34 protein-coding genes, 1 other RNA gene and 1 other annotated feature are annotated in these 25595 nt (G+C 48.7%); of the genes, 4 read left to right on the top strand and 31 right to left on the bottom strand.

Going from position 1 to position 25595, the window contains the following annotated elements; genetic code table 11:
• The first annotated feature begins 11 nt into the window (after nt 1–11).
• The gene (locus V1224_07630; protein ID WWR17284.1) at nt 12–752 is read left to right on the top strand and encodes a hypothetical protein; all 741 of its coding nucleotides are present in this window, start codon (nt 12–14) and stop codon (nt 750–752) included.
• Nucleotides 753–947: 195 nt separating this feature from the next.
• Here the strand turns inward: V1224_07630 and V1224_07625 are convergent, their stop codons facing one another.
• The 21 genes from V1224_07625 to V1224_07525 form a co-directional block, all read right to left on the bottom strand.
• Nucleotides 948–1577 (bottom strand): hypothetical protein, encoded by a 630-nt coding sequence (locus V1224_07625; GenBank protein ID WWR17283.1) that lies wholly within the window; start codon nt 1575–1577, stop codon nt 948–950.
• 111 nt (nt 1578–1688) lie between these two features.
• A complete protein-coding gene (locus V1224_07620; GenBank protein WWR17282.1) occupies nt 1689–1865 on the bottom strand; it encodes a hypothetical protein in 177 nt (58 codons plus the stop codon).
• A gap of 5 nt (nt 1866–1870) precedes the next feature.
• Nucleotides 1871–2128, bottom strand: a complete 258-nt coding sequence (locus tag V1224_07615; GenBank protein ID WWR17281.1) for a hypothetical protein — start codon at nt 2126–2128, stop codon at nt 1871–1873.
• Nucleotides 2129–2131: 3 nt separating this feature from the next.
• Entirely contained in the window at nt 2132–2404 is a 273-nt protein-coding gene (locus tag V1224_07610) for a hypothetical protein (GenBank protein ID WWR17280.1), read from the bottom strand.
• 1 nt (nt 2405) lies between these two features.
• Nucleotides 2406–2570: a hypothetical protein gene (locus V1224_07605; GenBank protein WWR17279.1), complete on the bottom strand. Its 165-nt coding sequence runs from the start codon at nt 2568–2570 to the stop codon at nt 2406–2408.
• Nucleotides 2571–2572: 2 nt separating this feature from the next.
• On the bottom strand, nt 2573–3241 hold the full coding sequence (locus tag V1224_07600; GenBank protein ID WWR17278.1) for a hypothetical protein: 669 nt from the start codon (nt 3239–3241) through the stop codon (nt 2573–2575).
• 1 nt (nt 3242) lies between these two features.
• Entirely contained in the window at nt 3243–4283 is a 1041-nt protein-coding gene (locus tag V1224_07595) for a DUF1351 domain-containing protein (GenBank protein ID WWR17277.1), read from the bottom strand.
• A 16-nt stretch (nt 4284–4299) separates the two neighbouring features.
• Nucleotides 4300–4437, bottom strand: a complete 138-nt coding sequence (locus V1224_07590) for a hypothetical protein (GenBank protein WWR17276.1) — start codon at nt 4435–4437, stop codon at nt 4300–4302.
• The gene (locus tag V1224_07585; GenBank protein ID WWR17275.1) at nt 4434–4880 is read right to left on the bottom strand and encodes a RusA family crossover junction endodeoxyribonuclease; all 447 of its coding nucleotides are present in this window, start codon (nt 4878–4880) and stop codon (nt 4434–4436) included. Before V1224_07585 ends, V1224_07590 begins: the two co-directional genes overlap by 4 nt.
• A gap of 14 nt (nt 4881–4894) precedes the next feature.
• On the bottom strand, nt 4895–5077 hold the full coding sequence (locus V1224_07580; GenBank protein WWR17274.1) for a hypothetical protein: 183 nt from the start codon (nt 5075–5077) through the stop codon (nt 4895–4897).
• Nucleotides 5078–5079: 2 nt separating this feature from the next.
• Complete coding sequence (locus V1224_07575; GenBank protein WWR17273.1) at nt 5080–5886, bottom strand: ATP-binding protein; 807 nt, start codon at nt 5884–5886, stop codon at nt 5080–5082.
• Nucleotides 5887–6696 (bottom strand): hypothetical protein, encoded by an 810-nt coding sequence (locus V1224_07570; protein ID WWR17272.1) that lies wholly within the window; start codon nt 6694–6696, stop codon nt 5887–5889.
• Between the two features lie 34 nt (nt 6697–6730).
• Entirely contained in the window at nt 6731–7528 is a 798-nt protein-coding gene (locus V1224_07565; GenBank protein WWR17271.1) for a PD-(D/E)XK nuclease-like domain-containing protein, read from the bottom strand.
• Between the two features lie 16 nt (nt 7529–7544).
• Nucleotides 7545–8471, bottom strand: a complete 927-nt coding sequence (locus V1224_07560; protein WWR17270.1) for a recombinase RecT — start codon at nt 8469–8471, stop codon at nt 7545–7547.
• Nucleotides 8472–8702 (bottom strand): hypothetical protein, encoded by a 231-nt coding sequence (locus tag V1224_07555; protein WWR17269.1) that lies wholly within the window; start codon nt 8700–8702, stop codon nt 8472–8474.
• Nucleotides 8684–8953, bottom strand: coding sequence for a hypothetical protein (locus tag V1224_07550; GenBank protein ID WWR17268.1), 270 nt, complete (start codon nt 8951–8953; stop codon nt 8684–8686). Before V1224_07550 ends, V1224_07555 begins: the two co-directional genes overlap by 19 nt.
• The gene (locus tag V1224_07545; protein WWR17267.1) at nt 8904–9164 is read right to left on the bottom strand and encodes a hypothetical protein; all 261 of its coding nucleotides are present in this window, start codon (nt 9162–9164) and stop codon (nt 8904–8906) included. The genes V1224_07550 and V1224_07545 overlap by 50 nt, the downstream gene beginning before the upstream one ends.
• 3 nt (nt 9165–9167) lie before the next feature.
• Entirely contained in the window at nt 9168–9797 is a 630-nt protein-coding gene (locus V1224_07540) for a cell wall hydrolase (protein WWR17266.1), read from the bottom strand.
• Nucleotides 9763–9924 (bottom strand): hypothetical protein, encoded by a 162-nt coding sequence (locus tag V1224_07535; protein ID WWR17265.1) that lies wholly within the window; start codon nt 9922–9924, stop codon nt 9763–9765. The genes V1224_07540 and V1224_07535 overlap by 35 nt, the downstream gene beginning before the upstream one ends.
• Nucleotides 9925–9948: 24 nt before the next feature.
• The gene (locus V1224_07530; GenBank protein ID WWR17264.1) at nt 9949–10440 is read right to left on the bottom strand and encodes a helix-turn-helix transcriptional regulator; all 492 of its coding nucleotides are present in this window, start codon (nt 10438–10440) and stop codon (nt 9949–9951) included.
• 28 nt (nt 10441–10468) lie between these two features.
• Nucleotides 10469–10681, bottom strand: a complete 213-nt coding sequence (locus tag V1224_07525) for a helix-turn-helix transcriptional regulator (GenBank protein WWR17263.1) — start codon at nt 10679–10681, stop codon at nt 10469–10471.
• Nucleotides 10682–10912: 231 nt separating this feature from the next.
• Here V1224_07525 and V1224_07520 point away from each other — a divergent pair, with 231 nt between their 5' ends.
• From V1224_07520 to V1224_07510, 3 genes are read left to right on the top strand one after another with little or no spacing between them, the layout of a single operon-like run.
• A complete protein-coding gene (locus tag V1224_07520) occupies nt 10913–11287 on the top strand; it encodes a helix-turn-helix transcriptional regulator (GenBank protein ID WWR17262.1) in 375 nt (124 codons plus the stop codon).
• A gap of 25 nt (nt 11288–11312) precedes the next feature.
• Nucleotides 11313–11897: a hypothetical protein gene (locus V1224_07515; GenBank protein ID WWR17261.1), complete on the top strand. Its 585-nt coding sequence runs from the start codon at nt 11313–11315 to the stop codon at nt 11895–11897.
• A 32-nt stretch (nt 11898–11929) separates the two neighbouring features.
• Nucleotides 11930–13651, top strand: coding sequence for a recombinase family protein (locus V1224_07510; GenBank protein ID WWR17260.1), 1722 nt, complete (start codon nt 11930–11932; stop codon nt 13649–13651).
• Nucleotides 13652–13732: 81 nt separating this feature from the next.
• Here V1224_07510 and V1224_07505 read toward each other — a convergent pair whose 3' ends face one another.
• The 10 genes from V1224_07505 to V1224_07460 all read right to left on the bottom strand — a co-directional run bounded on the left by V1224_07505 (nt 13733) and on the right by V1224_07460 (nt 25459).
• On the bottom strand, nt 13733–14215 hold the full coding sequence (locus V1224_07505) for a hypothetical protein (protein ID WWR17259.1): 483 nt from the start codon (nt 14213–14215) through the stop codon (nt 13733–13735).
• 14 nt (nt 14216–14229) lie between these two features.
• The gene (locus V1224_07500; protein WWR17258.1) at nt 14230–14460 is read right to left on the bottom strand and encodes a hypothetical protein; all 231 of its coding nucleotides are present in this window, start codon (nt 14458–14460) and stop codon (nt 14230–14232) included.
• Nucleotides 14461–14640: 180 nt separating this feature from the next.
• Nucleotides 14641–15666 (bottom strand): tRNA preQ1(34) S-adenosylmethionine ribosyltransferase-isomerase QueA, encoded by a 1026-nt coding sequence (gene queA / locus V1224_07495; GenBank protein WWR17439.1) that lies wholly within the window; start codon nt 15664–15666, stop codon nt 14641–14643.
• 30 nt (nt 15667–15696) lie between these two features.
• A complete protein-coding gene (locus tag V1224_07490; protein WWR17438.1) occupies nt 15697–17196 on the bottom strand; it encodes an aminopeptidase in 1500 nt (499 codons plus the stop codon).
• Between the two features lie 52 nt (nt 17197–17248).
• Nucleotides 17249–19672 (bottom strand): phenylalanine--tRNA ligase subunit beta, encoded by a 2424-nt coding sequence (gene pheT / locus V1224_07485; protein ID WWR17257.1) that lies wholly within the window; start codon nt 19670–19672, stop codon nt 17249–17251.
• A gap of 76 nt (nt 19673–19748) precedes the next feature.
• Nucleotides 19749–20768 carry a phenylalanine--tRNA ligase subunit alpha gene (gene pheS, locus V1224_07480; protein WWR17256.1) on the bottom strand — a complete coding sequence of 340 codons (1020 nt, stop codon included), beginning with the start codon at nt 20766–20768 and terminating at the stop codon, nt 19749–19751.
• 106 nt (nt 20769–20874) lie between these two features.
• Nucleotides 20875–21104 (bottom strand) — a binding site (T-box leader).
• A gap of 164 nt (nt 21105–21268) precedes the next feature.
• Nucleotides 21269–22150, bottom strand: coding sequence for a YihY/virulence factor BrkB family protein (locus V1224_07475; protein ID WWR17255.1), 882 nt, complete (start codon nt 22148–22150; stop codon nt 21269–21271).
• A gap of 94 nt (nt 22151–22244) precedes the next feature.
• Nucleotides 22245–24317, bottom strand: coding sequence for a SpoIID/LytB domain-containing protein (locus tag V1224_07470; GenBank protein ID WWR17254.1), 2073 nt, complete (start codon nt 24315–24317; stop codon nt 22245–22247).
• A 134-nt stretch (nt 24318–24451) separates the two neighbouring features.
• Nucleotides 24452–24637, bottom strand: a non-coding RNA gene (gene ssrS, locus V1224_07465) — 6S RNA.
• 72 nt (nt 24638–24709) lie between these two features.
• Entirely contained in the window at nt 24710–25459 is a 750-nt protein-coding gene (locus tag V1224_07460; GenBank protein WWR17253.1) for a phosphatase, read from the bottom strand.
• Between the last annotated feature and the right edge of the window lie 136 nt (nt 25460–25595).

Below are 25595 nucleotides of genomic sequence, written 5' to 3'. Positions count from 1 at the left end.
GAAAGACAATAATGAACAATACATACCCTGGTCCTTTAAGGACCGCAAACTACTCCGGCTCCTATCAGAGGAAGCTGACCGGGCTGGAGCATCTTGTGGATGGCGGTAAAGTCCTGCCGTTCCACATTGCCGAGTTTTGGCAGTGGGCTTATTCCGATATGCTCCGCAACACAAACAGAGGGGTGCTTGCGGAGTTCGTTGTAAAAGCTGCCCTGGAACTAGGGGGAATTTACACCAACACCGACATCCGTTCCAACTTTGAGCCTTACGACCTCGTAGGACCAAATATCGAACAAGCGTTTACCCCCCCCCCCGAAAAATTGGAAGTTTCCAACTCTACTGAATTTCTGCCATGCCGCATAGAAGTGAAATCGGCTGCCTACGTCCAGGCATGGGAACCGCATCCTGGAACTACGCCTAGAATTTCTTTCAGCATAGCACCGGCAAAAGTGCCAGACGAAATCGGCGATTACCGTCCGGATGCAGAACGCCAGCGCAATTCCGACATATACGTTTTCGCTATCTATACAGCGACTACAAAAGAACAGAACATTTTCGACATGAGCCTTTGGAAATTCTATGTCATCAAAACATCTGTCCTTAATGAAAAGTGCGGTGAGCAGAAAACAATCTCTCTCACCAAACTGGAGACTTTGGGGTCTCCGGAGCTGTCATTCAATGAACTCTGTCCGGCAATACTGAGTGCTTGCGAGGACATTTCTTCCGACAGCAAAAAAGACCGTCCTCAATGAGACAGTCCTGCTCGTTAATTGGTACACCGCACAGCAAAACGCCCAGGGAGGTTATCCTTGGGCGTTCTTTCATGCACTTTTGGGAAGAAAAACTACATGGCTCTGTGTCGGTGGTGACATTATGGGTTGTTGGCTGTTTATCATATTACAACTTTCCCATTCGCAGGTAAAGTGCAACTTTTTCGCACGATGCCTTCACTTGCCTCTGTTTTTCTTTGAACGCTCCCTTTTTGCCTTGATTTCACGCTTTCTCAGTTCTACCATCTTAGCCCCATCAACTCCAAAAAACAGGACTGCCAGGTCATCATACGCTCTCTCTAAAGTGCGGTACACATTGCTTTTATCAATGCTCTCCACATCGGCAACTTCATCTGCTGTCAGAGACTCCTCCCGGAGATACATCATTTCAACTATGCGGTATCTTCGGGCTACATCCTGCTCCTTAGACTTCTCGCACTCCTTTTGGTAATTCTCCAGCTGAACATCGACATGGTTCATCAGCATCCCGGTAATTATCCGGTTCCGGTTTGTACTTGTGAGATCAAACTCATTCATACGGATTTTTCCGAGCATATTATCAAAAATCTCCGCAAGCGTGGCATCAGTGACGGTATTTGCATCGTACACTGAGGTATCCTTCATCCGCTTCAGCCGCTTGTAATGGATAATGAGCAGCTTTGCACTGTACCGGCATTTCTCGGCTTGCTGCTGTATCTGCTCCTCCTGCTCCCTCTTGTATGTACTGATTGCTTTTTCAGCGGCAACCTCGGCAATCATTGCCAGTTCACTCTCCGTTACCACATATTTCTTCACATTACTTCCCATCTGTGCATTACCTCCTTGACATTCTCTTAATAACCTCCTATAATAGGAGTTGCAAACGTATTAGAGAACGAAGGCTGTGCTGCATAGGCGGCATGGTCTTTTTCTTTTGCCCTATCCCTTGAAGTCTCTACAACAACCGCCGTAGGTTTCCTCAATGTGAACCAGCAGCTTCTGTAATATCTGATACTGCTCATTGCTTTCATCAAGACCAACCTCATTCTGGAGTCCTATAATATTTGCAATAATGCAATCTTTGCAATAAGCCGCTCCTCTGTTAAATTCGCTCACATTTTTCACCTCTTGTTTCTGTGCTTTCCTGCCATAGGGCAGGTGGCGAAGTGCGATACATAGCCATAGCCATCGGCTTCGTCAACACTCACATTCGCATCACAAGCTATTACATCCCCAGAAGGAAGGACAATTCTGTCCTTGCCTCCAGGGTTCTTCTTGAAATTCACGAATATAGGGTTGACCGGCATACTCTTTCCGGACTTCATACGGATGAACATGATCCTCTCACCGCAACTTCTACATTGTGATACATCTCCCATAAACTACTCCTTCTTGGAAGCATCAATAGCTTCCTTCATAATCTCCATAGCATCCTCCAGGCAGACAGTAAGCATAACTCCAGTTGCCATATCTCTGATCCCGAAGGTTCCAATCTCAACGCTCGCCGTAATATGTGCCTGGCTCTTATCTCTCTGCTGGAAGGCAGCTTCGCCCTCCGCCGGATTTTCCAGGAAGTCCGTTCTGATACACTCAACAACTCCCATGACTCCATCGGCAGGTCCATCCTGCGGCGTGTTCGGTCTTTTAATCTCCATGCTATCTCCCCCTCCGATTCTTGGTAGGTCTGTCAATTCCGCTTGCCGGATGCCCCTTCTCTCTCCACAGCTTCGTGAAGAAATACTGGAACATATCGGTGGTGTGGCTTTTCTTGTAACTCTGGTTTCTTGCAACCGTCCTTGCCAGGCTTCTCATTGTACTCATGCTTATTCCTCCTCTCCCGGTTCTTCATATCCGTATCCATCATCATCGCCGCCTGCAAAAGGCATTTCACTCGGATCGAAGGCTTCAGACATATCTTCTGCCTCCCCTTCTTCAGTACCGTCCATGCCTTCCGTATCTCCGCCAGGAGCTTCCTCAGCTACTTCTCCCTCCGTTCCATCGCCTTCTGTATCAGAAGGTCCAGGTAAAGCTGCAATACGCCGCCCTTCGAGGGCTGGCTGTCCTTCTTCATCTCCTCCGCCTGCTTCACTGGTTTCATCGTTGACGCAGCGAAAGTCGGCATCGAAAATCGTCATCTGCTCGGTATTGGCAATCGGTCTGAGGACGTATTCACCTCTTTCTTCATCCCATACCAGTTCAGTGCCATCGCAGTTGCGATCACCCTTCGCCTCATTCTTAATCTGCATCACAGAGCCGACTTTATGAGAAAACTTAGGTGTCAAAATCCTCCTTGTCTCGCCTTCGATGTTTGGATCACGATTGGGAATGAACTCCTGGACGAGCGTGACATCAATTCCGATAGTCACCTTTCCTTCCAGGCTGTCCTTCTCGACCATGTTCTTCAGCAGCTTCTGCAAAACTCTGTCTGCATCTTCTCTCATGCCGGCGAACAGTTCATCATTGATGTGCAACTCCTGCTCATAACATTCCATATCACTTTTCCACCTTTCCAAATTTGATGTTATGCTGAACCATGTACTCTCTGAGTGCCATGATTTGAGCCTTTGTACCGTATACGGTGAAAGATGCCTTGCAAGGCTTACTGTCTGCCTCCACCGCCTTTTTGCTTCCTGCGGATGTATCCGGTGTATCAATAGACGGTCCTACCGGGGCGGCAGGAGGAATAACTTCAGCCTGCTTCGTTACGTTTTCGATAGGTTCTGATACGCTTTTCGCCGGTTCGGTCACATTTTCAGCCCCTTTGGTTACATTTTCCGGAGTTTCGGTAACGCTTTCGGCTGTTTTGGTCTCAGCAGCTTTCGCCGCAGCCGCCTTCGCTTCAGCGGCAAGCCTTGCTTCTTCCGCTTCCTCCTCCCGGCGGAGCCGTTCCTCCTCTGCCTTTCGGTCAAACTCCTGCAACCGCCTCGCCTCTGCCAGGGCATCCGATACATTCAGCGTCCGGATGTAAGCATCCTTCGCTATGGTGAGATACTTCTCCTCACAGAAACCTTCCAGACTTCTAAGGTCCGTATGCACCCGATCAACCTTCTCCTGGATGTCAGCCTTTGCCTTATTCAGACTGACAGACACATTCAGATACCTCTGGTCGAATACCCTGTCGAATGTGAGGATGCCTTCCAGGTCGGCAGCAATCTCCTCGAAATGCTTCTTCAATGCCGCCTTCTTCTCCTCTTTGGTGCGATCCTCATACTCCTTTATCTGACCGTCAATCATGGCAATAGGCTTATCAATGAGAGCCGTAACCTCTGAGACCTCCGCCTCAAACTTCGTGTACGGTTCCATGACAGCCTTCTTCACCTGGATACGGCGGTCAGATATTGCCTTCTTCATAGCGTTCAGCCTTGCTCTGTCCGCCTTCGCCGCCTTCATCTGATCCTCTGTATAGGTCAGACCTTCATACTGCTCCGTTATGGATGCCACCAACTCCATAAACTCCTCTTTGTTCCAGTCGATGTGTTTGAGGAACTCCCCTTCGTGTGGGTTCTCAATCACCAAACTCAATTCTTCAGCCATGTCTTCTTCCTCCTAATCATAAAATTTGCAGGGCAACCAGCCCGATAACACACACTGTAAATCCTGCCAGCATACACTTACACTTCTTTTCATGTTTTTCAGCAATCACTCCGATACCGAAAATGCCGCCAGCAACCATAAGAAATATGTTCATGCTTCCTCCTTCACCTCCTTCGGAACTACCTCCCGGATGATTACCTCGATCCTCGGCTCCTCTGAAAAGAACTTCCGGACCTGGCAATCCACAATCTGAGTATCATCCTTGTACGCCACCTGGTTGAGGGCATCCGCCACCATCTTCACCACATTATCCATATCCGGCTTCTTTGTCGGACGGATGACGTTCGCCAGCTTTTGAGCCTTTACTTTCTTGCTGCCGCTTTTCGGTATGGAGTAATACGCCAGTATCCTCATATCCAGCATTGCATCATCCGGGAACCGGAAGCCTTTGCACTGAACCATATACTCGGTATGTACCAATGTCTCATAGTTGACTGTCTGCTTCGGTGTGAAGGCTCTGCCAGTCTGAGTGCTGAACCGGGGTCTTCCCTTCCCTTTCGGCTCTCCCAAGACCGTAAACCTAACTTGCTTCGCCATGCACCACTCACCTCCTATTTGGACGTATCTGCATTATCACCGTCCTCTGTCACTTTGAGGAAATAGTCAAGCGTTTTCCCGGTAGGGGTTCGCTGCCGTTTCCCCTGGCTGACCGTATATCCGTTGTCAATCAAAATCGCTGCCACTTTCAGCCGGTCCTCCTTACTGTAAATCTTCAGTTCCATTGCCTCTGCCATAATCAACCCTCCAGTATCTTCTTCATGCTGGCATACCGTCCTGCCGCCTCACGCTTCCTCCAGGACAATCCACTGAACTTGACCGGATAGCACATCTCAAAAATTCTGTCATAGATACGGTTATAGCGGATGTCGGTACACTCCTTCATCTGCCCCATTGTCAAATTCGTAGTGAAGATTGCCGGCTTTCCGCTTCGGTATCTACTGTCGATAATGTCATACACCTTTTCCAATGCGAAGTCGGTTCCCCTTTCAGCTCCAAGATCATCAATAATCAGCAGCTTTGCCCTATTCAGACGGTTCATGTACGCACCATCGTCATTGTCAAAACCTTGCATATCCTGCAACAGCTTCACGAAGGATGTCATAATCACCGGATGTAGCCTTTCCATCAGCTCATTCGCTATGGCGGCGGCTGTGTAGCTTTTCCCGGTTCCGACATCGCCCCAAAACAACATTCCCTGGTTCTGGCTATACATTTCCGGAAAATTCTCCACATACCGCTTCGCAATCCCGAACACCTTCGCATTTTCCTCATTCACCTGGTATGTTGAGAAGCGTACATTCCTGGACTTTGCATCAATGAGGCTCAGCTGTTTCAGATTATCAATCTGCCGCTGTTCTTCCTCATACGCAAGCCTTCGGTCTTCCGCCTCCTTCCGCTCTCTTTCGCACCGGCACATACAATGCACCTTCATTTTCCTGGTGCCGCCTTTCCCATCCATAATCGGAAAGTCTATCTCTCTTTCAGTGCGTTCACCGCAGACTTTGCAGAGACTTACTTCTCCAACAACCTCATTTGTCTCCATCTAATTCCTCCATTCTGCGTATGGATCATCACCGTCATCCGCTGATGCCTTCTGCCCTATGCCTCTGTCTTTCGGAAGGAAATCTGTAAACGGAGTATTCTCCGACAGAAATGTCTTTGCGTGTTTGATATACTTCTGCTCTGTCCTTTCCCTGGCAACTCTTCCGGCATAATTCTTGGCAGCTTCTAACAGTTCTGCTTCACTCCATCCGTCATTCAACCTTGCCTTATATTTCTTATAAGCCTCTCCCTTCCCGACTTTTCTTGGGTATACTTCCCAAAATGCTTCAAAGTCTTTTGAGTATTCTGCTGGTTTCTGTTTTGGTGCTTCTTCAAGTGGAATATTAAGGTGCGGAGTCGGTAAATCATGCTCCATATCTTCCGCTGGCGGCGGTTCTGCTGGTGGAACACTTTGCTCTGCCATCTGCTTAGTCATCCGCTTCCGCTTCCTTTCTTCCCTTTTCCTGGCCGCATCCCTTTCTCTGACCTCGATTGCCTTGTACCATTGCTCCTGCCATTCTTCCCAATCATGGATATACAAGCCGTTCTCCATATCAATCCAATTTGTAGCGATTAAGGCATCAACAACGTCATCAGCACTGTATCTTCTGTCGATGCCGATATTAAGGATTTCTGCCACATCATCTTTGTCTGCCCCGACAATGCAGCCATCCTTCCCGGCATTGTTAATCGCCCACAGCCATAGCCGTATCAAAATACCCAACGCCTCATTCTGCGAACAGCCGATTTCCTTTGCCAGATTTCTCAGCTTCCCTCCAATAACCTGCTCATGTACGCTTATCCACGCCATCTTATCACCACCATTCCATCCTAAATTGCGTACATCAGATGTTTGCAGTCAGATCATTGATGGAGATATAGCCTTTCAGTACCCGGCTGTGTCTGCAACAATCGCAAAGCTCGCATTTATCCGGCGCTTCTTCTCCGTTCTTCACTCTGAGGATGCGCTGGATATTATGCTCCACCAGAATGAGTGCTTCATCGAGATAGTTCTGCTCAATCTTAATCACTCGAATATCCGGCTCTTTCTCTTTGGTGGCGGCTGCTATGAAGAATGGCAGTTTCTTTCCAGTGTTCAGTTCAACAATCTTCTGATACACTGCCCCTTGTACGTCATATCCCCAATACCTCACAAAATCCAGGTATCCGAGGTCTCTCACCCACTTCAAGTCTGTAATGGATGCCATCACCTTCAAATCGACTATTGCTGATCCAGGAAGGTATGAGTCCATCTTTATCTTCCACTTGGTTCCAAACATTTCGCCGGTCATAATGACCTGCTTCTGCCCGGACATACACCGCATGAAATATTCATCTCGCTCTATCCGGGCAATGATTTCATCTGCCTTGACGTAATCAGCTTTCAGACCGCCATCCTTCTTGAATAATGCAGGATGCTCCTTCTTAAACTTCTCCAGGCTTCCTTCAAAATAAGCATCTACATAACTTCCAACCAGCAATGCGGTGGTTTCTTCGTCTTCCCATCTTCCAGCCAGCTTTTCCATTCCATAGAACTCGCACTGCATCTTCCCATACGTTCCGGCGAAGTCCTTGAACTGGCTGACAGACATATACTCCAGGTTCGCTTCCTGGCTATAATAATTCTCTGCCGACAACTCCATGTGTCATATTCCTCCTTTACTGGGTAATATCTATTTCCTCTACTTCATCTGCCGGTGTTTCCGCCGCTCCCTGGTTATCCTCCAGTGCAGGCGTTACGAACGGGTCCGGCTCGTCATCCAAATCCGGTTCATTATCTCCATAACTCTCGTTTCCGTCTTCATCGAACGTCTTCTGATCGTCCTGGATTGCTTTCTGCATCTCTATGGAGAGGATGCCCCACTTGCTTAACAGCAGCTTAATCACTGTTTTTAATGCCATCGCATCGAAATCAGTAGACCACTTGCTGCTATTCTTATTGTCATTCAGATCATATCTGTATGACTGGCTGTATTTCTTCGCATGATTGAGAACCTCATTCTTGCTCATATACAGTTCCTTAGTGAAGCCGGACTTCAGCCGGAACCATGCGTAATATCCGACAATCTTATCCGTTTCTCCATTGTTCCTTTGCTCGCAGGCGCTAAACTCTGTAACAAACTGGCACTCCCCGGTGATAGGGTTGTAATCTACGATTTCGTCTTGGTACACCGCAGAACAGTTCATCTTCTCGTATTCGCCAGTTCTGATTGCCAGCTGGATAAAACCTTTATACATCATTTGAAACTGTGCCAGTTTCACTTTATCCCATTCTCCAGTAGCCGGGTTTCTGAAGCTCTTATCATACGGAACCAGCGCAGCAAATCCCAGGTTACTGTCAATCGGCAGATCAAATGATGAAGCAACAAACGCCGCCGCAATAATAGAGTTCGGCTCACACTTCTTCAATGCAGGTGTGGCACTTACTACATTGACGATTGATGCCATAAACTGAGGGGCTTTCTTCCCCAACACCTCCTGGAACCTTTTCTTGACATTCTCCTCTCCCAGGATGCTCTTGACTTGGTTCACGACCGGAACCTTCTTAGGCTGCGGCGCCGCCGGTGCCTGCTTATTCTCAGCCATCTACATTTCCTCCTTTTCTGCTATTGCGAGGCTTTCTCCAAACAATTCCAGCCATTCATCGGCTGTCATATCATCCAGGCAGTCCTCGCAAATCTGCCCTTCTGAAGTATCGAGGTACTTATCACCCTCGAAAACTCCTTCTCCGCATTTGCAACACATAAAAATCGCCACCGGTTCCAGAGCGTTCGGACATCTCGGATGGCAAGGTGAACTCAGACACATACTGCACATTTGCCTTCCTCCTTCAATTCTTTCTCCAGCTTCCGGAGCATCGTTGTTGCATTAACTGCCCTCCGGAAAAGATAATTCTTGACTTCATCCGCATACAAAAGCGGCAGATACTCCTTCCGGTTCTCTGTCTTGCAAACATCCATCTTCCGGTTGCAATACCACAAGATGTACTCTGCCTCCTCGTCTGATATGGGAACGTCCTTATTTCGCCATTCTGCGATGATGCCTTGAAGTTCTTCTGTCACCAGCATCGACCTCCTCCCCAAATGTTGCGAAAAGGCTGCTTCTCACATCTCTTACTATGTGGACCAGCATCATCATTACCGGCAATACAAGCCATTCTCCTCCAAAAGCTACACATCCTCTCTCAGCATAGGCAAACTCAACAGCCTTCCGAGTGAGGATCAATCCAGTCACAAGCCATATCCAATTCCGGACGATGTACTTCTCCATCTTTTTCATTGCCTACTCCTCCTTATCCTTGTAGAAAAAGTGGCTGCCATGCTGAAATAGGAAGTCCAGGTTCTTTTGATGCCATACAGAGTCGCTCCTGCTTTCAAAGTACAACGCTCCCTGGCTTTCATCCCATCCGGTCATCACCATCTCGACTGCTTCATAGCAATCGGCATCCGGCTCTACTTTCCACCATCTTCCTTCTTTCTGCGTGACACTGAACTGGTGGACTCCGCCATGTTCTTCCATGATGACTTCCTCAATCGTTCCGGGGAAATCATCGCTCCACACCCGGTTCAGAACTACCATAACCACAAGTGCTTTTCCTTCAGTATCTTCGCCTTCCGCTTCAGCCATAGCCAATTTAGCAAGGCGGTATGAGTCATCGGCATCCCAATCTCTCGACATCACAATCGTATGGCATCCAGCTTCTACCGGCTCTGCTGTTTCTTCCGGAACTTCCGGTGTTTCTGTCGGTACAACGGTTTCTTCCGGTATCTGTGCAAACACCATTCTAGGAACCTCCGACTCCTGCGGCTCCGCTGCCAACTTAGCAACGCCGGCTGTGAGGTATACTACTCCTCCACATACGGCGAGTATCTTGGCATTACGCCGTAGCCACTTTTTTGTTCGTCTGTTCACATCTGACACTCCTTTCGGTTAGCGGCATGGTGAATATCCCCAGGTTGATACCGGCTGACTTAGACACTGCCGCATTGAACTCTGCTTCATCGCATATTCCATATTCGGTTTTCAGAATTTCTTTCATTTTGGCAGCATCCATTGATAACACCTATCCTTTTAATGCTTTCTCGCCAACGAGCTTCATCTCATTGATGACAACTGCCATATCATCCAGCTTACGGAGAATAGCTTCCAGCTTCGGCTTCTCGTCATCGCTGATAATTCCATCGGCGGCAATATCCACCAGGCTGTTCTTCATTTCGCTCAGTCCTTCGGGATCGAACTTCTGTATCATCCGCAATGCAATTCCTTCAATGCCTTTCGCCTCAGTTGCGAGTGGCATCTGCTTCCCAATCGGGCATTCATGCTTGCAGTATCCATACTTCAATTCCGGACAGTTATACAGATCAGCCATCAAGACCACTTTATCTACTGGAACTACCTTCGTATTCCCCAACTCGTAATCAGCCAGGGTGGAAACGGAAATTCCAAGCAGCTCTGCGGCTCCTTCCCTACTGAATAGCCTCTCATTGTATATTGCAGCCTCTTTCCTCGCCCGAAAGTACACATTATCATTGCCTTTCGCGGAGTCTTTTCCCATGTTCGTCACCAGCCTTTCTTGCTATAATCTAATTACCATTTAACGAGCAGGCAGTTTCCGGGATATTAAGCACATCACTGATTGCTTTTACCACCGGCTCGGCGTAAATTCGACCATTGACTACGGCGGAAGTGTATTCCCTGGATTTACCGATTTTTTCAGCCAACTCCACAACCGTCATATCCAGTTCGATCATCGCTATCTTTGCCTGCTTACACCAAGGCGATAACACTTTTCCCATTCAGCTTTCCTCCTTCCGTTACGGATTTGTAATTTACATTTCCGCAATCTTTTGGTAGAATGGAAATGTAAACTGCCTTTCGTATGGCTTTTTGCTAACCTTCCCAAGTATGCTTTTGCCTTACGATTGGTTGTAGTGTTTTGTAATTTACAATACACATCGTAACTGGAAAATTCGAGTTTGTCAATAGAGAATACTGGAATTTTCCAAATAATTTTACGAGGTGATTTTATGTCTGACTTACTGGAACGTGTTTACCGGCTTATGAACAAGCATGACATCAAGCCTACCCAACTGGCGAAACAGCTTGGGATGTCAACTTCAACATTTACAGACTGGAGCAAAGGCAAGGGTTCTCCTTCCCTAAAGGCAGTTATGCAGTTCGCTGAATACTTTGATGTATCGCTGGACTACCTTGTCTATGGCAAGGAGCATCAAAATCAGAACATAGTGGAAATTTCCAATCCGGAAGACGATGCGCTGCTGGAGTCATTCCATCGGCTCTCTCCGGAACTCCGCTTGAAGGCAACTGGCTACATTGAAGGAATGTTGGCAGCCATGCCTTCATCTGCTTCTACGGAAGACGCTGCGAAATTGTCCGGCTGAGTGATTACAAAAGGAGGCGGTAATATTGACATACATCGGAAACGAGCCATTCCTGGTAGGCGGCAAACCAATAAGCATCACCATGAACGATTACTGGAGGTGGGCTTACTCAGACCTTGCCGACAGCCGCAACCGTTCTGTGATGGCAGAGTTCATCGTGGCATCGTCCATCGGGGCGGCTCACTTAGATACAGATACATCCAGATCGGCATGGAAACAATACAGTCTGCTATCTCCGGACGGTTACAAGCTGGAGGTCCAATCAGCTGCATACGTCCAGTCATGGGATACGGAGCATCCGGATCACGTTTCTTTTCAGATAGCTCCTTCCAGGATGCCGGACAGCTCCGGAAAGCCAAAACTGGACACTCCTCTACAACGGAAATTAGATGTATATATCTTCTGCATATACAAGGCTATGGAAAAAGACGAGTCTCCTTTGGACCTGGACCTTTGGGAGTTCTATGTGCTTCCAACTTCGGTACTGGACGAGATGAAGCCTGTTCAGAAAACAATAACGCTCCCATCACTTATGAAGCTGGAGCCGGTATGGTGCGACTATTACGGAATAGGGGAAGCAATACAGAAAGCAATGGAGAAGAACGCCTGAGAAATCGGGCGTTTCTTTATGGAGGTGGTACTATGGCTTATGCCAAGCTAAAGCAAACAAATCCGAGGGTGGCTATCTACGTCCGGGTGTCTACCCTTCACCAGGTAGACAAGGACTCGCTTCCAATGCAGAAGCAGGACCTGCTGGCATACGCAAAACTCATGCTCGGTACTGAGGACTGCGTTATCTTCGAGGATGCCGGGTACTCCGGCAAGAACACTGACCGTCCGAAGTTCCAGGAAATGATGTCGCAAATCCGGGCAGGCGGCTTCACTCACCTCCTGGTATGGAAGATTGACCGTATCTCCAGGAACCTTCTGGACTTCGCAACCATGTATAACGAACTGAAGGACCTGGGCGTGATATTCGTCAGCAAAAACGAGCAGTTTGACACATCTACCGCTATGGGCGAGGCAATGCTCAAAATCATCCTGGTCTTTGCGGAGCTGGAGCGGAACATGACTTCCGAGCGTGTGACAGCCACCATGATTTCCAGGGCAAATAACGGTCAGTGGAACGGCGGCAGGATACCTTACGGTTACGACTATGACTACGATACCCACGACTTCACTCCGAGCGAAACGGAAGCGCCTATCGTTCAGCTGATCCATGACCTTTACGAGAAGGAGCGCTCCCTGGTCCGGGAGTCTCGCATACTGAACTCCAAAGGATACCGCACAAGAGCCGGCAATGAATGGAACCCGGTCTCCCTCCATATCATCCTTCACAATATCTTCTACTGTGGAGACTATCGGTACAATGTGCTGAAGGAAGGCGACCGGCAGAAAGTCAAGGACGAGTCCGAATGGATAACGATTGAGGAACACCATCCACCTATCATCACCAGGGAGCAAAAGCAGCGTGTCATCACCATGCTGGATGCCAACTCCCGGATAAACAAGAAGAAGAACAACTACAAATCCGGAAAGTACACTCACATATTCTCCGGGCTGTGTTTCTGCGGAAATTGCGGCTGTCCTATGGGTGCTGCCCCGGCTTCCCTCCGGGCGGACGGCTGGCGGTACTCGAAATACTCATGCCCTACTCGGCGGAAGAACGCATACACTTGTACCGGCAAGTCAACATCTGATCCTGTCGTTGGGGAGTTTGCCATGAACTACATACTCAATATGCTGAACGCACAGAAGAACTTCGAGAATATTTCCTCTCCGGATGACCTGCAAGCTGTCCTGCTGACCGGGAACACCTTTTCATACATCGACAGCATAGAGCCGGATGGAGTGCTTGATTTATACGATATTCTGACTTCGGGGAAGGTCCAGGGAGCGGTATTCGGCAAGGGGGCGAGCATCAAACCAAAGGATGCTGAAGACAGCGAAATCGCCTCTCTGAGAGCCGAAAAGCAGAAGACGGAACGTGCATTAGACAGACTCCGCAACCTCTACCTTTATTCTGAGGATGCCATGTCTGAGAAGGAATACATCATCCAGCGGACAACCCTTACCGAAAAACTGGATGAAATCAATGACGAGATCGGCATGATGCAGTCGGACGAATGGCAGCAATCAGTGACAGACGAAATGTTCATCGCCAAGGCGAGCGAGTTCATCATCAGCCAGAAGCTGACCGACCGGAACTATATCAACTACAAACGGCTGGCTCAGTCCGTAGATGCCGAAGTCCTACGAAACTTCCTCACCAGCATAATCGACAGCATTATCGTGACGGACGGTATGGTGCAGCGTATCACTTTCAAAAACGGACTGTCTCATTCTTTCATCTTCAAGCAGTAGTGAGACAAAAACACCCAGGAGACCGCATATCTCCTGGGTTTCTTATCTGTCTCATTTTCGCATTTTTCTTGCAGATGGGATTTATGCACTGGCAACGGCTTCTCTGATGGTGCTGACTGCGATGTCCTCTTTGAAGCGGCTGTCATCCTCATTCATCAGAAGGACGAACCGGATAACTGTATTCTCCAGTGCAGCACCTTCAATTTCCTTGATCCGGGCTGTGCCATCTGCCACCTTGCTGATTGTCTTCTCTGCGAAACTGATAATCTCCTGCCTTCTTGCACCGCAAAGCTGCTCTGTCTTTGTTCTCAGCTTTCCGGATGACTTCTTCTCTGCTTTCTTCGGTTCAGCTTCGACCTTCAGCTCATACTCGCTGGCAGAAACAAATCTGTAATATGTACCATACTGGTTTTTCGACTCTTTGAGGACTACCTTGCGGCAGCTGGTCTCTCCAACCTTCACATCGGCGATGACTTCCTTGCCATCCTGCTTTACTTCCAGAACCTTTTCAACCTTAACTTCCAGCTTCTTTTCGATTGTCTCAATCATTTTCTTGTTATCCATAATCTTTTCCTCCTTTACTTTCCGAGCATATACTCTAACATCTGTTTCTGTTCTGCCAACTTTTCGACTTCTGCTTTGCATCTTGCAATTTCCTCAATCTTTCCAGGAAGGAATGTCGTGATATGGTAGGCATCATATGAAGCTGCGGACTCCTTAAATTCCTCAACTGCTTTATTAAGGCTTTCCAACTTCCATTCCATCCTTCTTTCGATGCTTCTGATTTCTTCTCTAATCTTTTCTTCCATGACCTCTACCTCCTGGTTATTTCCTTTGTTTTATCGTACTCGTACTCTAACACTGCCACCTACGTTGTCAATGGTTTTACGGAAATTTTTTTCGGAAAATTTCAAAAAAATTACCCGGTAGGTAATCTCTACCTACCGGGCAACTCTGAACCCTCTACTTCACAAATGTAACATTTTGTGTCAAATTATAAGCATCGCGTCGCCAAAGCTGAAAAACCGGTATCTCTCCCTGACTGCCTCTTCATATGCCGCCAGCACATGCTCTCTGCCAGCCAGCGCGGATACGAGCATCAGCAATGTCGACTGCGGCAGATGAAAATTCGTGAGCAGACCGTCGAGTACCCGAAACCGGTAGCCCGGATAAATAAAGATTTCCGTACTGCCCTGTCCAGGCCTGACGATCCCGCTCTCGTTTGCCGCACTCTCAACCGTGCGACAGCTCGTCGTTCCCACACAGAGGATGCGCCCACCTTCTCTCTTTGAGCGATTGATGCGTTCCGCAGCTTCCTCCGTCACCTCATACCATTCCGAGTGCATCAGATGCTCCTGAATATTTTCCACTTTTACCGGGCGGAACGTGCCAAGCCCGACATGCAGCGTCACATAGACAAGTGAGACACCCTTCGCCTCTATCTCCCGCAACAGTTGTTCCGTAAAGTGCAGCCCGGCGGTAGGCGCCGCCGCAGATCCCTCATATCGTGCATATATGGTCTGATAACGGGTTCTGTCCTGTAGTTTATGGGTAATATAGGGAGGCAGCGGCATCTCTCCCAGACGGTCCAGCACTTCCTCCCAAATACCTTCATATGTGAAACGGATCAGACGATTGCCGTCCTCCAGAACATCGCTGACCACTCCGGTCAATTCTCCGTCGCCAAAGATAAGCTGTGTCCCCGCCCGCGCTTTCTTCCCGGGCTTTACAAGTGTCTCCCACAGATCATTCTCCCTGCGCCTGAGCAAAAGCACTTCGATCACCGCTCCTGTCTCTTGTTTTACGCCATAGAGCCTGGCAGGGATGACTTTTGTATTGTTTAATACAAGGCAGTCACCCGGCCGCAGGTAATCCGTAATCTCCCGGAACTGATGATGTCCGACCGCCCCGCTGTCTCTGTCCAGTGTCAGCAGCCGGGACCCGCTGCGGTCGGTCAGCGGGTCCTGAGCGATCAGCTCCGGCGGCAGATCAAAATCATAATCCGAAGTTTTCAATCCTTCCATGATGTCTTTTTCTACTTTCTGTTATCCTTGCCATGTCATACCGTTATATTTCAGAAAAGCGGCATAGCCCCGTTTCGCCTCATAGACGTCCGCCTTGCTCGTTGCTTCCCATGGCGCGTGCATGTTCAGCACCGCCACACCGCTGTCTATGACCTGCATCCCATACAACGCCATAATATAGGCGATCGTACCGCCTCCGCCAAGATCGACTTTGCCAAGCTCCGCCGTCTGAAAATGCACCTTTTCTTTCTCAAAAATATTGCGGATATAGGCCAGATATTCCGCATTGGCATCGTTCGACCCCGACTTGCCTCTGGAACCGGTGAACTTGTTAAATACCATGCCTTTTCCGAGATACGCCACATTTTTCTTGTCAAAACTGCTGGCAAAAGCCGGATCATAGGCGCTGCTCACATCGGAGGAGAGCATCAGAGACGATGCCAGGCACCTGCGCAGTGTCAGATCATTATATCCGCCGCACAGTGCAAGCAGCTCTGCCACGCTGTTCTCAAAAAACATGGAACGCATACCGGTAGCTCCCACACTGCCAATCTCTTCTTTATCTACAAGAATACAACATGCCGTGCGCTCTGGCAAGCCCATCTCCAACATTGCCTGCAGAGATGCAAATGCGCATACCCTGTCGTCCTGTCCATAGGCCAGTATCATGCTGCGGTCAAATCCGGCTTCTCTCGCCCGGCCGGCCGGCACTGCCTCCAGCTCCGCGGAGAGAAAGTCCTCTTCTTCGATGCCGTAGTCTTCTTTCAGGCGATGCAATATGGCCTTTTTCACCGGATCTTTTTTCTTCTTCCGGTCATCGTCCTCATTCTCTTTTCCACTGTCATCACGATCAATGGTAAGCGGACGGTTACCGATGATAATGTCGAGCGCCTCTCCCTCGATGACCTTACCTGCCTTTTTCTCCAGCTGTTCTGCGGCCAGATGAATGAGCAGATCGGAGATAAAAAATACCGGATCGTCCTCATCCTCTCCAATCTTCATTTCAATCGTCGTGCCGTCTTTTTTGACAATGACCCCGTGCAGGGCAAGCGGCATCGTCACCCACTGATATTTCTTTACGCCGCCATAATAGTGAGTATCCAGATAGGCAAAGCCCCCATCCTCATACAGGGGATTTTGCTTAATGTCAAGACGCGGGGAGTCGATGTGCGCTCCCAGAATATTCATGCCTTCCTCCAGCGGACGGCTGCCGATCTGATACAGAATGATCGATTTGTTCATACAGACAGTATAAACTTTATCTCCCGCTTTCAGCGTCCGCTTTTCTCTGCGCAACGCATCCAGTTCCCGGTAGCCTTCTTTTTCAATGCGGTTGACAATGCTGTCGATACACTCCCGCTCTGTCTTTCCCTCATCAAGAAACTGACGGTACTGCTCTGTGAAACGTTCCATCTCCGCAAGCTGCTCCGCGTCGTACGTCTCCCATATATTTTTATTTTCCATACATAATTCCTTCTTTCTGCTTTTATCTGGTTTTACGCCGGAGGATTCCGGCGGCAAACCACAGAGAAACAGTCTCTCTTTCGCCTGTTTCCCCACACTGCTTTCGCGTCTACTGCCGCAGTTCTATACCCATTCCTTCCAGCCCGTGCAGAATCTTTTTCATCGATGCCGAAACATCGCTCTCGCTCAGCGTCCGGTCCTGTGCACGGAACGTGATCGAATATGCCATGGACTTGAAGCCTTTCCTGATCTGTTCCCCTTCGTAAATATCAAACAGGTGATAACTCTCCAGAATCTTACCGCCCCGTTGTTCGATCATTGTCTCGATCTGACCCGCAAGCACATCTCCCGGCACGACCATACTGATGTCCCTGGTAACCGCCGGGAATCTGGCAACTCCGGTGTATTTCCTGTCAAATGTGGCAAACTTGGTCACTTCCGGCATATCAAGTACCGCCACATATACTTTCGTACCGATCTCATAGTTGTCGGCTACCTGCGGATGAAGCTCCCCAAGGAAACCGACTTCCATCTCTTCATAGCGGATGAGCGCCTGTCTGCCCGGATGCAGGAATGGTTTCCCCGCCTGCGGATCATACTGTACGCGCTTCGTCATCCCGATACTTATGAAAAATTCTTCGATGACACCTTTCATCGTAAAGAAATCGCCCGCCCCGTACATACCGAGTGTAAACTGCATTCTCTCGTCCGGCAGCTCCGTTACCGGAACCTGATGCGGCAGATACACATTGCCAAGCTCATACAGCCGCACATCTTTATTTCTTCTATTGTAATTGACGGACAGCGATGTCAGAAGCCCATTCAGCGATGTCGTTCGCATCACGGAAAAGTCCTCTCCGAGTGGATTGGAAATCGTCACGGTTTCCCGCAGGCCGCTGTCCTGTGGCAGCAGCAGTTTGTCAAATACTTTCGGACTCTCGAAGGAATAGCTCATCCCCTGCGAAAAGCCGCAGTACTCGGCAATATCTCTCGCTTTCTGCTCGATACGCAGCTTAAACGGCAGTTTCCCCGTCGTCGCTTCTCCCCGCGGCAGTGTCGTCGGAATCTTATCATAACCGAAAAATCTCGCCACTTCTTCGGCAATATCGGCAAACCCTTCCAGATCCTGGCGGAATGAAGGAATGATCAGCGCATTCTTTTCTTCCGCATAGACGAGTTCTAATTTCTCGAATATGTTCCGCATTTCCTGCGCAGAAATGTCCGTGCCGAGCAGCTGATTGATCCGCTCCGGCTCAAAGGGGATTTTACGCAAAGGCGCAAGCGGCGCACCGGCATCCACCATACCGCCCACGACTTCCCCGCAGCCAAGCTCTTCGATGAGCTGGCAGGCCCGGTCAATCGCCGCCTGTGCATTGCGCGGGTCCAGACCTTTTTCGAATATGCCTGAGGCGTCCGTGCGCAGACCGATCCTCTTTGCCGATTTCCGGATATTGGGACCATGGAACGTGGCCGCCTCAAAGAGCACCGTTTTCACCTCGTCCGTGATCTTCGAGTTTTCACCACCCATGATCCCGGCGATGCCAATCTCCTTCTCCGCATCACAGATCATCAACACGTCATGATCCAGCTTTCTGACTTGCCCGTCAAGCGTCTGGAATTCGTCTCCGTCCCCTGCCCGGCGCACGATGATCTTATGTCCCGCGATTGTATCCAGATCATAAGCGTGCATCGGCTGTCCATATTCTTCCATCACATAATTGGTAATGTCCACAAGATTGTTGATCGGACGAATGCCGCTGGCTGCCAGCCTGCGCTGCATCCATTTCGGGGAAGGCCCGATTTTGATGTTGGTGCATACCCGCGCACAATAGCGCGTACACAGATCGCTGTCCTGTACTTCCACACTGATATAGTCCTGTGCGCTGCCCTTCTCGTTTTTGATCTCCACAACCGGAGGCACAAACGGTTTACCAAAGGTCGCTGCCGCCTCTCTGGCGATGCCGAGCACACTGTAACAATCCACCCGATTGGACGTGATCTCATACTCAAATACGGTATCTCTGAGTCCCAGCGCTTCCACAGCGTCTGCGCCGACTTCCGCATCTTCCGGGAAAATATAAATACCAAGCTCCGGCGCCTCCGGATACATACCCCTGTCAGAGCCAAGTTCCTCGATGGAACACATCATTCCGTTGGAAGGTACGCCCCGCAGTTTGCCGGCCCTGATCGCAATGCCCTCCTCCGGGAGCGGTCCATCGCTGTGTGCGCTGCCTGCCACCTTCCCGCCGTCCAGCACGACAGGCACTTTATCTCCTTCTTTCACATTGGGAGCACCGGTGACAATCTGAATCGTTTCCCCACCAATGTCCACCTGACAGACGATCAGTTTGTCGGCATCCGGATGTTTCTCGATCTTCAGAATTTTTCCGATGACGATCTTTTCCAGATTTTTATCGCTGCGCTGAAACCCTTCCACTTTCGTACCGGATAACGTCATGGCATCGCAATACTCCTGATCCGTGCAGGAAAGCTCCGGTACATATGCTTTCACCCATGATAATGCTGTATTCATATTATTATTTTCTCCTTTTCTGATATTATGCCGTGTCAATAAAAAACACAGCGGCCGGTTTTGGATTGTCTGCCTTCTAAAACTGTCTTAAAAAACGAATATCATTCTCATACAGCAGACGCATATCGTCAATCTCATATTTTAACAAAGAAATCCGTTCCAGACCCATCCCGAACGCAAAACCCGTATATTCCTTCGGATCAATGCCGCACATTTCAAACACATGAGGATGCACCATACCACAGCCAAGGATTTCGATCCATCCGCTTCCCTTACAGAACCGGCAGCCCTTGCCATGGCACTTGAAGCAGCTCACATCCACCTCCGCACTCGGCTCCGTGAACGGGAAGTGATGCGGTCTGAATTTCACTTTCGTATCCTCCCCGAACAGTTCCCGGGCAAACTCTGCCAGCGTCCCTTTCAGATCGGCAAAGGTAATGTTTTTGTCAACAACAAGCCCTTCGATTTGATGGAAAGAGGGCGAATGGGTGGCATCCACCTCGTCGGAGCGAAATACCCGCCCAGGCGCAATCATACGGATCGGCAGTTTCCCCTGCTCCATCACACGCACCTGCACCGGAGAAGTCTGCGTCCGCAGCAAAATATCGCCGTTCACATAAAAGGTATCCTGCTCATCTTTCGCCGGATGGTCGGCGGGAATGTTGAGCGCCTCAAAATTATAATAATCCTTTTCCACTTCCGGCCCTTCCACGACCTCATAGCCCATGCCGATAAAGATCCGCTCCACTTCCTCCAGCGTGATCATATTGGGATGTCTGTGTCCAAGAATATTTCTCTCAGCCGGCAGCGTGACGTCGATGACCTCTTCTTTCATCTTCTGCTCGCGGATAATCTGATCCATCTTTCTTTTGGCATCTTCCAGCACTCTCTCGATCTCTTCTCTCGTCTCATTGACAAGTTGTCCGACCTTGGGCCGGTCTTCGGGAGCCACTTCCTTCATACTTTTCAGCACGGCAGTGAGCGCACCCTTTTTTCCGAGAATATTCACTCTCACTTCATTCAGCATTTCCGGAGCCTGCGCCTCCCGAATCTGCTCCAGTGCTTTTTCTTTGATCTGCTTTAATTTCTCTCTCATATTCTTCTCCTTGTCATATTTGTTTCCACTCCGCGAGCTGCACATTTTGATTTTCATCGTATTAGGAATTTCCTGTTACGATAAAAAATCCCCTGCATAACTCTATGCAAGGGACGAAATTCTCCGCGGTACCACCCAATATTCCTGCTCTGTGGCAGGCACTCCATACGCATAACGTGCGCTCACGGCCCGGCTTACTGACAGGCATTGCTGCTTTCCGCCAGACGGCTCCGGTGGGAAATTCGAACATACATCTGCACTTAAGGAGGCTTACAGCCGATGACCTCCTCTCTCTGGAAGAAAATGTACTTCTACTGACACCATCTCTGCCTTTTTCATAAATAAATCTGAGTTCTATTCTAGCCGGAACGCCGGAGATTGTCAAATACTATTTTCAGCGGCGGACCCTGTCCCCTGATTTCTGAATCCTCTTCCCATCCGCTGATCTCCCATCCCTTGCTTTCTCACACAGGAAAATTCATCCATACGCATTGACCTCTCTAATGACCAGCGCTTCTCTGATAACGGTGTTTTTTGTGCAGAAACTCAATCGCCGGCAAAAAGTAGCGGTTAATGTTGGCCCCTATAAGCAGCAGATACATGCAGAAGTAGAGCCATAACATCACAATGATGACCGTCGTCAGATTTCCATACATACTGAAACCGTTAAATTTATCAACATAGATGGAAAATCCCCAGGAAAAACAGCTCCATGCCACAGCCGCAAGCAGAGCGCCCGGCAGTTGATAGAGCAGCCGCGTCCTCACTCTTGGAATGTATGTATAGAGAACTGCAAACACGGCTGTCAGTATGAGCCAGACCGGCACAAACCGGATATACATGAAGATACGCAAAAATGCGCCAATCCCGGGTACCTGATCAGAAAGGACTCCTGACAGTTTATTGCCAAATACAAGAATCAGCAGAGCGATTATCATCGAGATGAGCATCAACACAGTATAGAAACAGGCTTCCACCCGCAGGAGAAAATAATTTCTCCGCTCTGTCACGCCGTTGACAGCATTCAGCCCCCGCATCAATGCCAGCATTCCCTTGGCAGCCACCCATATCGTCGCCACAGCCGCGATAGAAATAACGCCCGCAGACTGATCGTAAACTTCTCCCACAAGATATACCATCAAACCATCCGCGGAATCCGGTGTCAGATCGACCATGAACTGCATCAGCATCGATTCTGTCACCGGCGTATAGGGAAGAATTGAACAGACCAGCATCAACAGCGGGATCAGAGACAGAAAAAGAAAAAAAGCTGTGCTGGCCGCATGGGCGCTCACATTGTCCCGTGACACCTTTCTTGTAAAATTACGTATGATATTAAATATTTTACGCCACATACCTTTCTTGCCTTCATAAATCGCCATTTAATGACCGATTTGGTCATAAATTGTCCTTTAACAAACCAATTTTCTCTCTAAATCATATTTTAACAAATCAATTTCCGTTGTAAATCACCTTTTAATAAATTGTTTCCAAATAACTCCCGTTATAAAAAAATGCCAGTATTTCTTCCCCACTCATACCTGCCAAAGCCATCTGTCTGGCCCCGTTCTGGCTCATACCGATCCCATGACCATAGCCACCACCTGTTATGCTATATCCTGTTACCTTTCCGTTTTCCTTAGCAGTCGTTATTGTAAAGAAAGCGCTTGGAAGCAAGGTGGCAGATGCGACTTCACTTCCATCTTGACGGATTACCGGATGCTGACCGCTATTTAAAATACACCTGATATTATATTCTGTCATTACGAGATACGTTTTCTCACTGCCTTCAATCAGCAGCTCTGCCGCATTCCCTCCCGCAGTTCTCCCGACAATGCTGATTTCCTTCAGGTCACCGATCTTTTCGGTTTGCAGACTGGAATAGTCATCCTCTCCCGTTTTTGTGAGTATGAATTGTGGCTGAAGCGCATATCGCTCCGCAAGCCGCCGCTCGATCTCTTCCACATCGACTTCATCGACAATATACTTCCATCGGTACCATGCCTCTTCGCTCTCAAAAAAATCTGTCTGTTCCTGCATGATAAACTGTGCAAACAATGATTCTTCCTGAATCTCTTCCGGAGTCGGTGTTGCTGTCGTCTGTCCGGAAGCAGTGACAATTTCCGCTCCGCCCTGGCAGATGCTTCTCGCCTGCAGATAAGGAAGCGTGTCTGCCTCCGATCCGTTCCACGCCCGCATATCTGTCCCATATCCGCAGGAAGTGGAATAATAATAGGCATTGACAGGCTCTCCTTCATACAGCAAAAGTTCTCCTTTTGTCGCCTTCACCGCTGCTGTCGTCTCCGCTTTTTCGTCCGTATTGCCATATACCTGAAATGCCGTACTGTCGTCTACATGTGCACCAAGTTCCGGCAGACCTGCCTTCTCCATATTCCGATAAGCATATGTCCTGGCACAGACTGCCTGTGCCTTCAAACTTTCCGGAGGATAGGAAGCCGGCATCTCACTCGGAACGACCCCATACAGATACTCTTCCAGCAAAAGCTCGTTAATCACGACAAGCCCCTCTTCTGTCTTTATGATCTCCATGCTTCCCCTGTAATCTGTCTGTTCACGTCCCCGCTGAATCGAATGTAAGGTAATCTTGCCTGTATTGACTGCCAGAGTCAGAGTTATTCTTTCATTTTCTTTAAAATAACTACTGTCTGCATCGATGGTGATGCCTTCCCCTGATCCATGCCGTTCCTCTTCCTCTCCATAGCGCAGCGTATACTCACAATCCGCCGATAACAGAACGCTATCATGATAACGCCCGTTATAATTTCCACTCTGTAAGAGGACGCGAATCGTTTCCATGTTCTCCTCACAGGTCACAAGGCAGGCACATACTTCTCCATCCTCTATCACATAGTCCGTATTCTCATAACCAATCGGCAAATCCTGCAGGGTAATCTCTTTCATCTCCCCATATAGCCGGTATACCCTGACATCCTCCGACAATGCAAAGTTCTGCCCTGCCAGCCTGATCTCTTGCTCTGTCACACCGAGTAGCTTCCCTGTCACCTTTTCCTTTTTGAAGATGCAGTCTTTCACTGCCCCGTCATAGAGTATGAGATCTGCCACCTGCTCCCGGTCGCTGTTTTCAGCCTGATACGGTACATAGAAACTGATCCCCGACAGAAAACAGAGAATGGTGTCCTCCTCCACTTCACTGATCCACAGGTTAGGCAGCACCACCTCTTTCTGATCTTCGCGTTCTACCACTTCCAGAATCCTGTTATCCCTGACGTAGGCTGTCACCTGCTTGAATCTGCAGCTTTCCACTTCCTCGTTCTCATATGTAAAGATTCCGTCTGTTGTCAGTACCGTGTTGTCCTCCGGTCCTGTCGCAGTTCCCTGTATCATATCCCCGTATGCCAACAGTGTTGTTTCTGTCTTCGTAATGCTCTCATCTTCCTCATACTGCCTGATCCGCGCCTCTTTTTCGTAATCCACCTCCGGTCCACGCTTTCCCGCCAGAAAACAGAAAAGCAAAAGGCCCGCTATAATCATAAACGCTTTCAGCCACATTCTATGTCTCTTTTCCATTCCGCCTCCTGAATTTACCGTTTTGTTCGCCGCGCCTGCATTTCATGGGCTTCGTCCCTGTTCGCACAGACTTCTTCGCCGCGCCTGCTGATATGAAAAAAAGGCAGTTGCTGTCCCGCAACTGCCTTTATCTTCTGTATCCCCAAAATGTGGTTCCTGTCTTTTGACTCCTAGCTGACGCCAGGTGGGTGACCGCAGCACGGATGCCTGTCTTCCTCTGCGCAATGAAGGCCTGACATTAGTCCGGCGATATAGGAATCCCGTTTAAAGTAAATGTAGGTTCAAAAATAACAAGAATTTTATCCACATCTGAGGTTACTATCATTATACCCAAACAGTTCAAAAATTACAATATGTAGGCGATGGAAAATATTTTCTAAATGGCTGCTTTGTCAGTTCTTGTACGATTTCTCAGGGAAATTACGCTTTTCCTTTGCAAGAAGAAATTGCTCCACTTTTTCCATATTATTATTTAAAATAAGACTCTCGTCAAATTTCAGCTCTGACAACAATTCCTCTGCCAGACGAAATTCACCGACCCAGCTCGGATCATGGGCATCAGAGTTTACAATGATATGGACGCCATGTTTCATGCAGAGCTGCAGCATCGTTTTATAATTCTCATAACAGTTTTGCCGCAATTCCTTCTTTACCAGAGAACTGTTGTTCACTTCAAGCGCCACCTGATACTTCTCTGCAGCTTTTACCAGCTCTACATAATCAAACGGCGTATGATCATCATCCGGATGAGAGATAAAACGAATTTTTTCATTCTTCATACAGGCGATCACATTTTCTGTATTTTTCTCCCGCCCTTCATCCTCATAACATGGGCGATGTATCCCCGCGATCGCATAGTCCAGCCAATCCAGATATTGCTGTTCCAGAGAAAGCCGTCCGCCGGAGAGCACATTGACCTCGCAGCCGTGAAGAATCTTCACTCCATATAAGATGCGGGGAATGACCTGCAAATTTCCATAGTAGAAGGGAGCCACCGTCCCGGGAATCCCTGGCGCGTGTTCACTGATTCCCAGAATCTTCAGTTCCTTTTCAGCGGCAGCCGCCGCCATCTCACGAATCGTTCCGTATGCGTGTCCACTGACGATCGTATGTGTATGCAGATCTGCGACCAGTTTTTTCATACAAAAATCCTCCGATCTTCTACCATAATTTGCGTGTTGAGAATATTATTTCTAATTCCCTGAATCGACATCCGTCTATATGCTCCAGCTCAGACAAAAAAGAGAATCTGCCTGTATTCAGGCAGATTCCTCTCTG

The organism is Lachnospiraceae bacterium JLR.KK008, assembly GCA_037015955.1.
Lineage (GTDB): Bacteria > Bacillota > Clostridia > Lachnospirales > Lachnospiraceae > VSOB01.
The sequence above is the reverse complement of the archived record's forward strand: the minus strand, read 5'-3'. Positions and strand labels throughout refer to the sequence as shown.

Excerpts from the sequence above, each read along its gene's own strand:
- V1224_07630 (WWR17284.1), top strand. The coding sequence starts at position 12 with ATGAACAATACATACCCTGGTCCTTTAAGGACCGCAAACTACTCCGGC.
- V1224_07625 (WWR17283.1), bottom strand. The coding sequence starts at position 1,577 with ATGGGAAGTAATGTGAAGAAATATGTGGTAACGGAGAGTGAACTGGCA.
- V1224_07615 (WWR17281.1), bottom strand. The coding sequence starts at position 2,128 with ATGGGAGATGTATCACAATGTAGAAGTTGCGGTGAGAGGATCATGTTC.
- V1224_07610 (WWR17280.1), bottom strand. The coding sequence starts at position 2,404 with ATGGAGATTAAAAGACCGAACACGCCGCAGGATGGACCTGCCGATGGA.
- V1224_07605 (WWR17279.1), bottom strand. The coding sequence starts at position 2,570 with ATGAGTACAATGAGAAGCCTGGCAAGGACGGTTGCAAGAAACCAGAGT.
- V1224_07600 (WWR17278.1), bottom strand. The coding sequence starts at position 3,241 with ATGGAATGTTATGAGCAGGAGTTGCACATCAATGATGAACTGTTCGCC.
- V1224_07595 (WWR17277.1), bottom strand. The coding sequence starts at position 4,283 with ATGGCTGAAGAATTGAGTTTGGTGATTGAGAACCCACACGAAGGGGAG.
- V1224_07590 (WWR17276.1), bottom strand. The coding sequence starts at position 4,437 with ATGAACATATTTCTTATGGTTGCTGGCGGCATTTTCGGTATCGGAGTG.
- V1224_07585 (WWR17275.1), bottom strand. The coding sequence starts at position 4,880 with ATGGCGAAGCAAGTTAGGTTTACGGTCTTGGGAGAGCCGAAAGGGAAG.
- V1224_07580 (WWR17274.1), bottom strand. The coding sequence starts at position 5,077 with ATGGCAGAGGCAATGGAACTGAAGATTTACAGTAAGGAGGACCGGCTG.
- V1224_07575 (WWR17273.1), bottom strand. The coding sequence starts at position 5,886 with ATGGAGACAAATGAGGTTGTTGGAGAAGTAAGTCTCTGCAAAGTCTGC.
- V1224_07570 (WWR17272.1), bottom strand. The coding sequence starts at position 6,696 with ATGGCGTGGATAAGCGTACATGAGCAGGTTATTGGAGGGAAGCTGAGA.
- V1224_07565 (WWR17271.1), bottom strand. The coding sequence starts at position 7,528 with ATGGAGTTGTCGGCAGAGAATTATTATAGCCAGGAAGCGAACCTGGAG.
- V1224_07560 (WWR17270.1), bottom strand. The coding sequence starts at position 8,471 with ATGGCTGAGAATAAGCAGGCACCGGCGGCGCCGCAGCCTAAGAAGGTT.
- V1224_07555 (WWR17269.1), bottom strand. The coding sequence starts at position 8,702 with ATGTGCAGTATGTGTCTGAGTTCACCTTGCCATCCGAGATGTCCGAAC.
- V1224_07550 (WWR17268.1), bottom strand. The coding sequence starts at position 8,953 with ATGCTGGTGACAGAAGAACTTCAAGGCATCATCGCAGAATGGCGAAAT.
- V1224_07545 (WWR17267.1), bottom strand. The coding sequence starts at position 9,164 with ATGAAAAAGATGGAGAAGTACATCGTCCGGAATTGGATATGGCTTGTG.
- V1224_07535 (WWR17265.1), bottom strand. The coding sequence starts at position 9,924 with ATGAAAGAAATTCTGAAAACCGAATATGGAATATGCGATGAAGCAGAG.
- V1224_07530 (WWR17264.1), bottom strand. The coding sequence starts at position 10,440 with ATGGGAAAAGACTCCGCGAAAGGCAATGATAATGTGTACTTTCGGGCG.
- V1224_07525 (WWR17263.1), bottom strand. The coding sequence starts at position 10,681 with ATGGGAAAAGTGTTATCGCCTTGGTGTAAGCAGGCAAAGATAGCGATG.
- V1224_07520 (WWR17262.1), top strand. The coding sequence starts at position 10,913 with ATGTCTGACTTACTGGAACGTGTTTACCGGCTTATGAACAAGCATGAC.
- V1224_07510 (WWR17260.1), top strand. The coding sequence starts at position 11,930 with ATGGCTTATGCCAAGCTAAAGCAAACAAATCCGAGGGTGGCTATCTAC.
- V1224_07505 (WWR17259.1), bottom strand. The coding sequence starts at position 14,215 with ATGGATAACAAGAAAATGATTGAGACAATCGAAAAGAAGCTGGAAGTT.
- V1224_07500 (WWR17258.1), bottom strand. The coding sequence starts at position 14,460 with ATGGAAGAAAAGATTAGAGAAGAAATCAGAAGCATCGAAAGAAGGATG.
- pheT (WWR17257.1), bottom strand. The coding sequence starts at position 19,672 with ATGAATACAGCATTATCATGGGTGAAAGCATATGTACCGGAGCTTTCC.
- pheS (WWR17256.1), bottom strand. The coding sequence starts at position 20,768 with ATGAGAGAGAAATTAAAGCAGATCAAAGAAAAAGCACTGGAGCAGATT.
- V1224_07475 (WWR17255.1), bottom strand. The coding sequence starts at position 22,150 with ATGGCGATTTATGAAGGCAAGAAAGGTATGTGGCGTAAAATATTTAAT.
- V1224_07470 (WWR17254.1), bottom strand. The coding sequence starts at position 24,317 with ATGGAAAAGAGACATAGAATGTGGCTGAAAGCGTTTATGATTATAGCG.
- V1224_07460 (WWR17253.1), bottom strand. The coding sequence starts at position 25,459 with ATGAAAAAACTGGTCGCAGATCTGCATACACATACGATCGTCAGTGGA.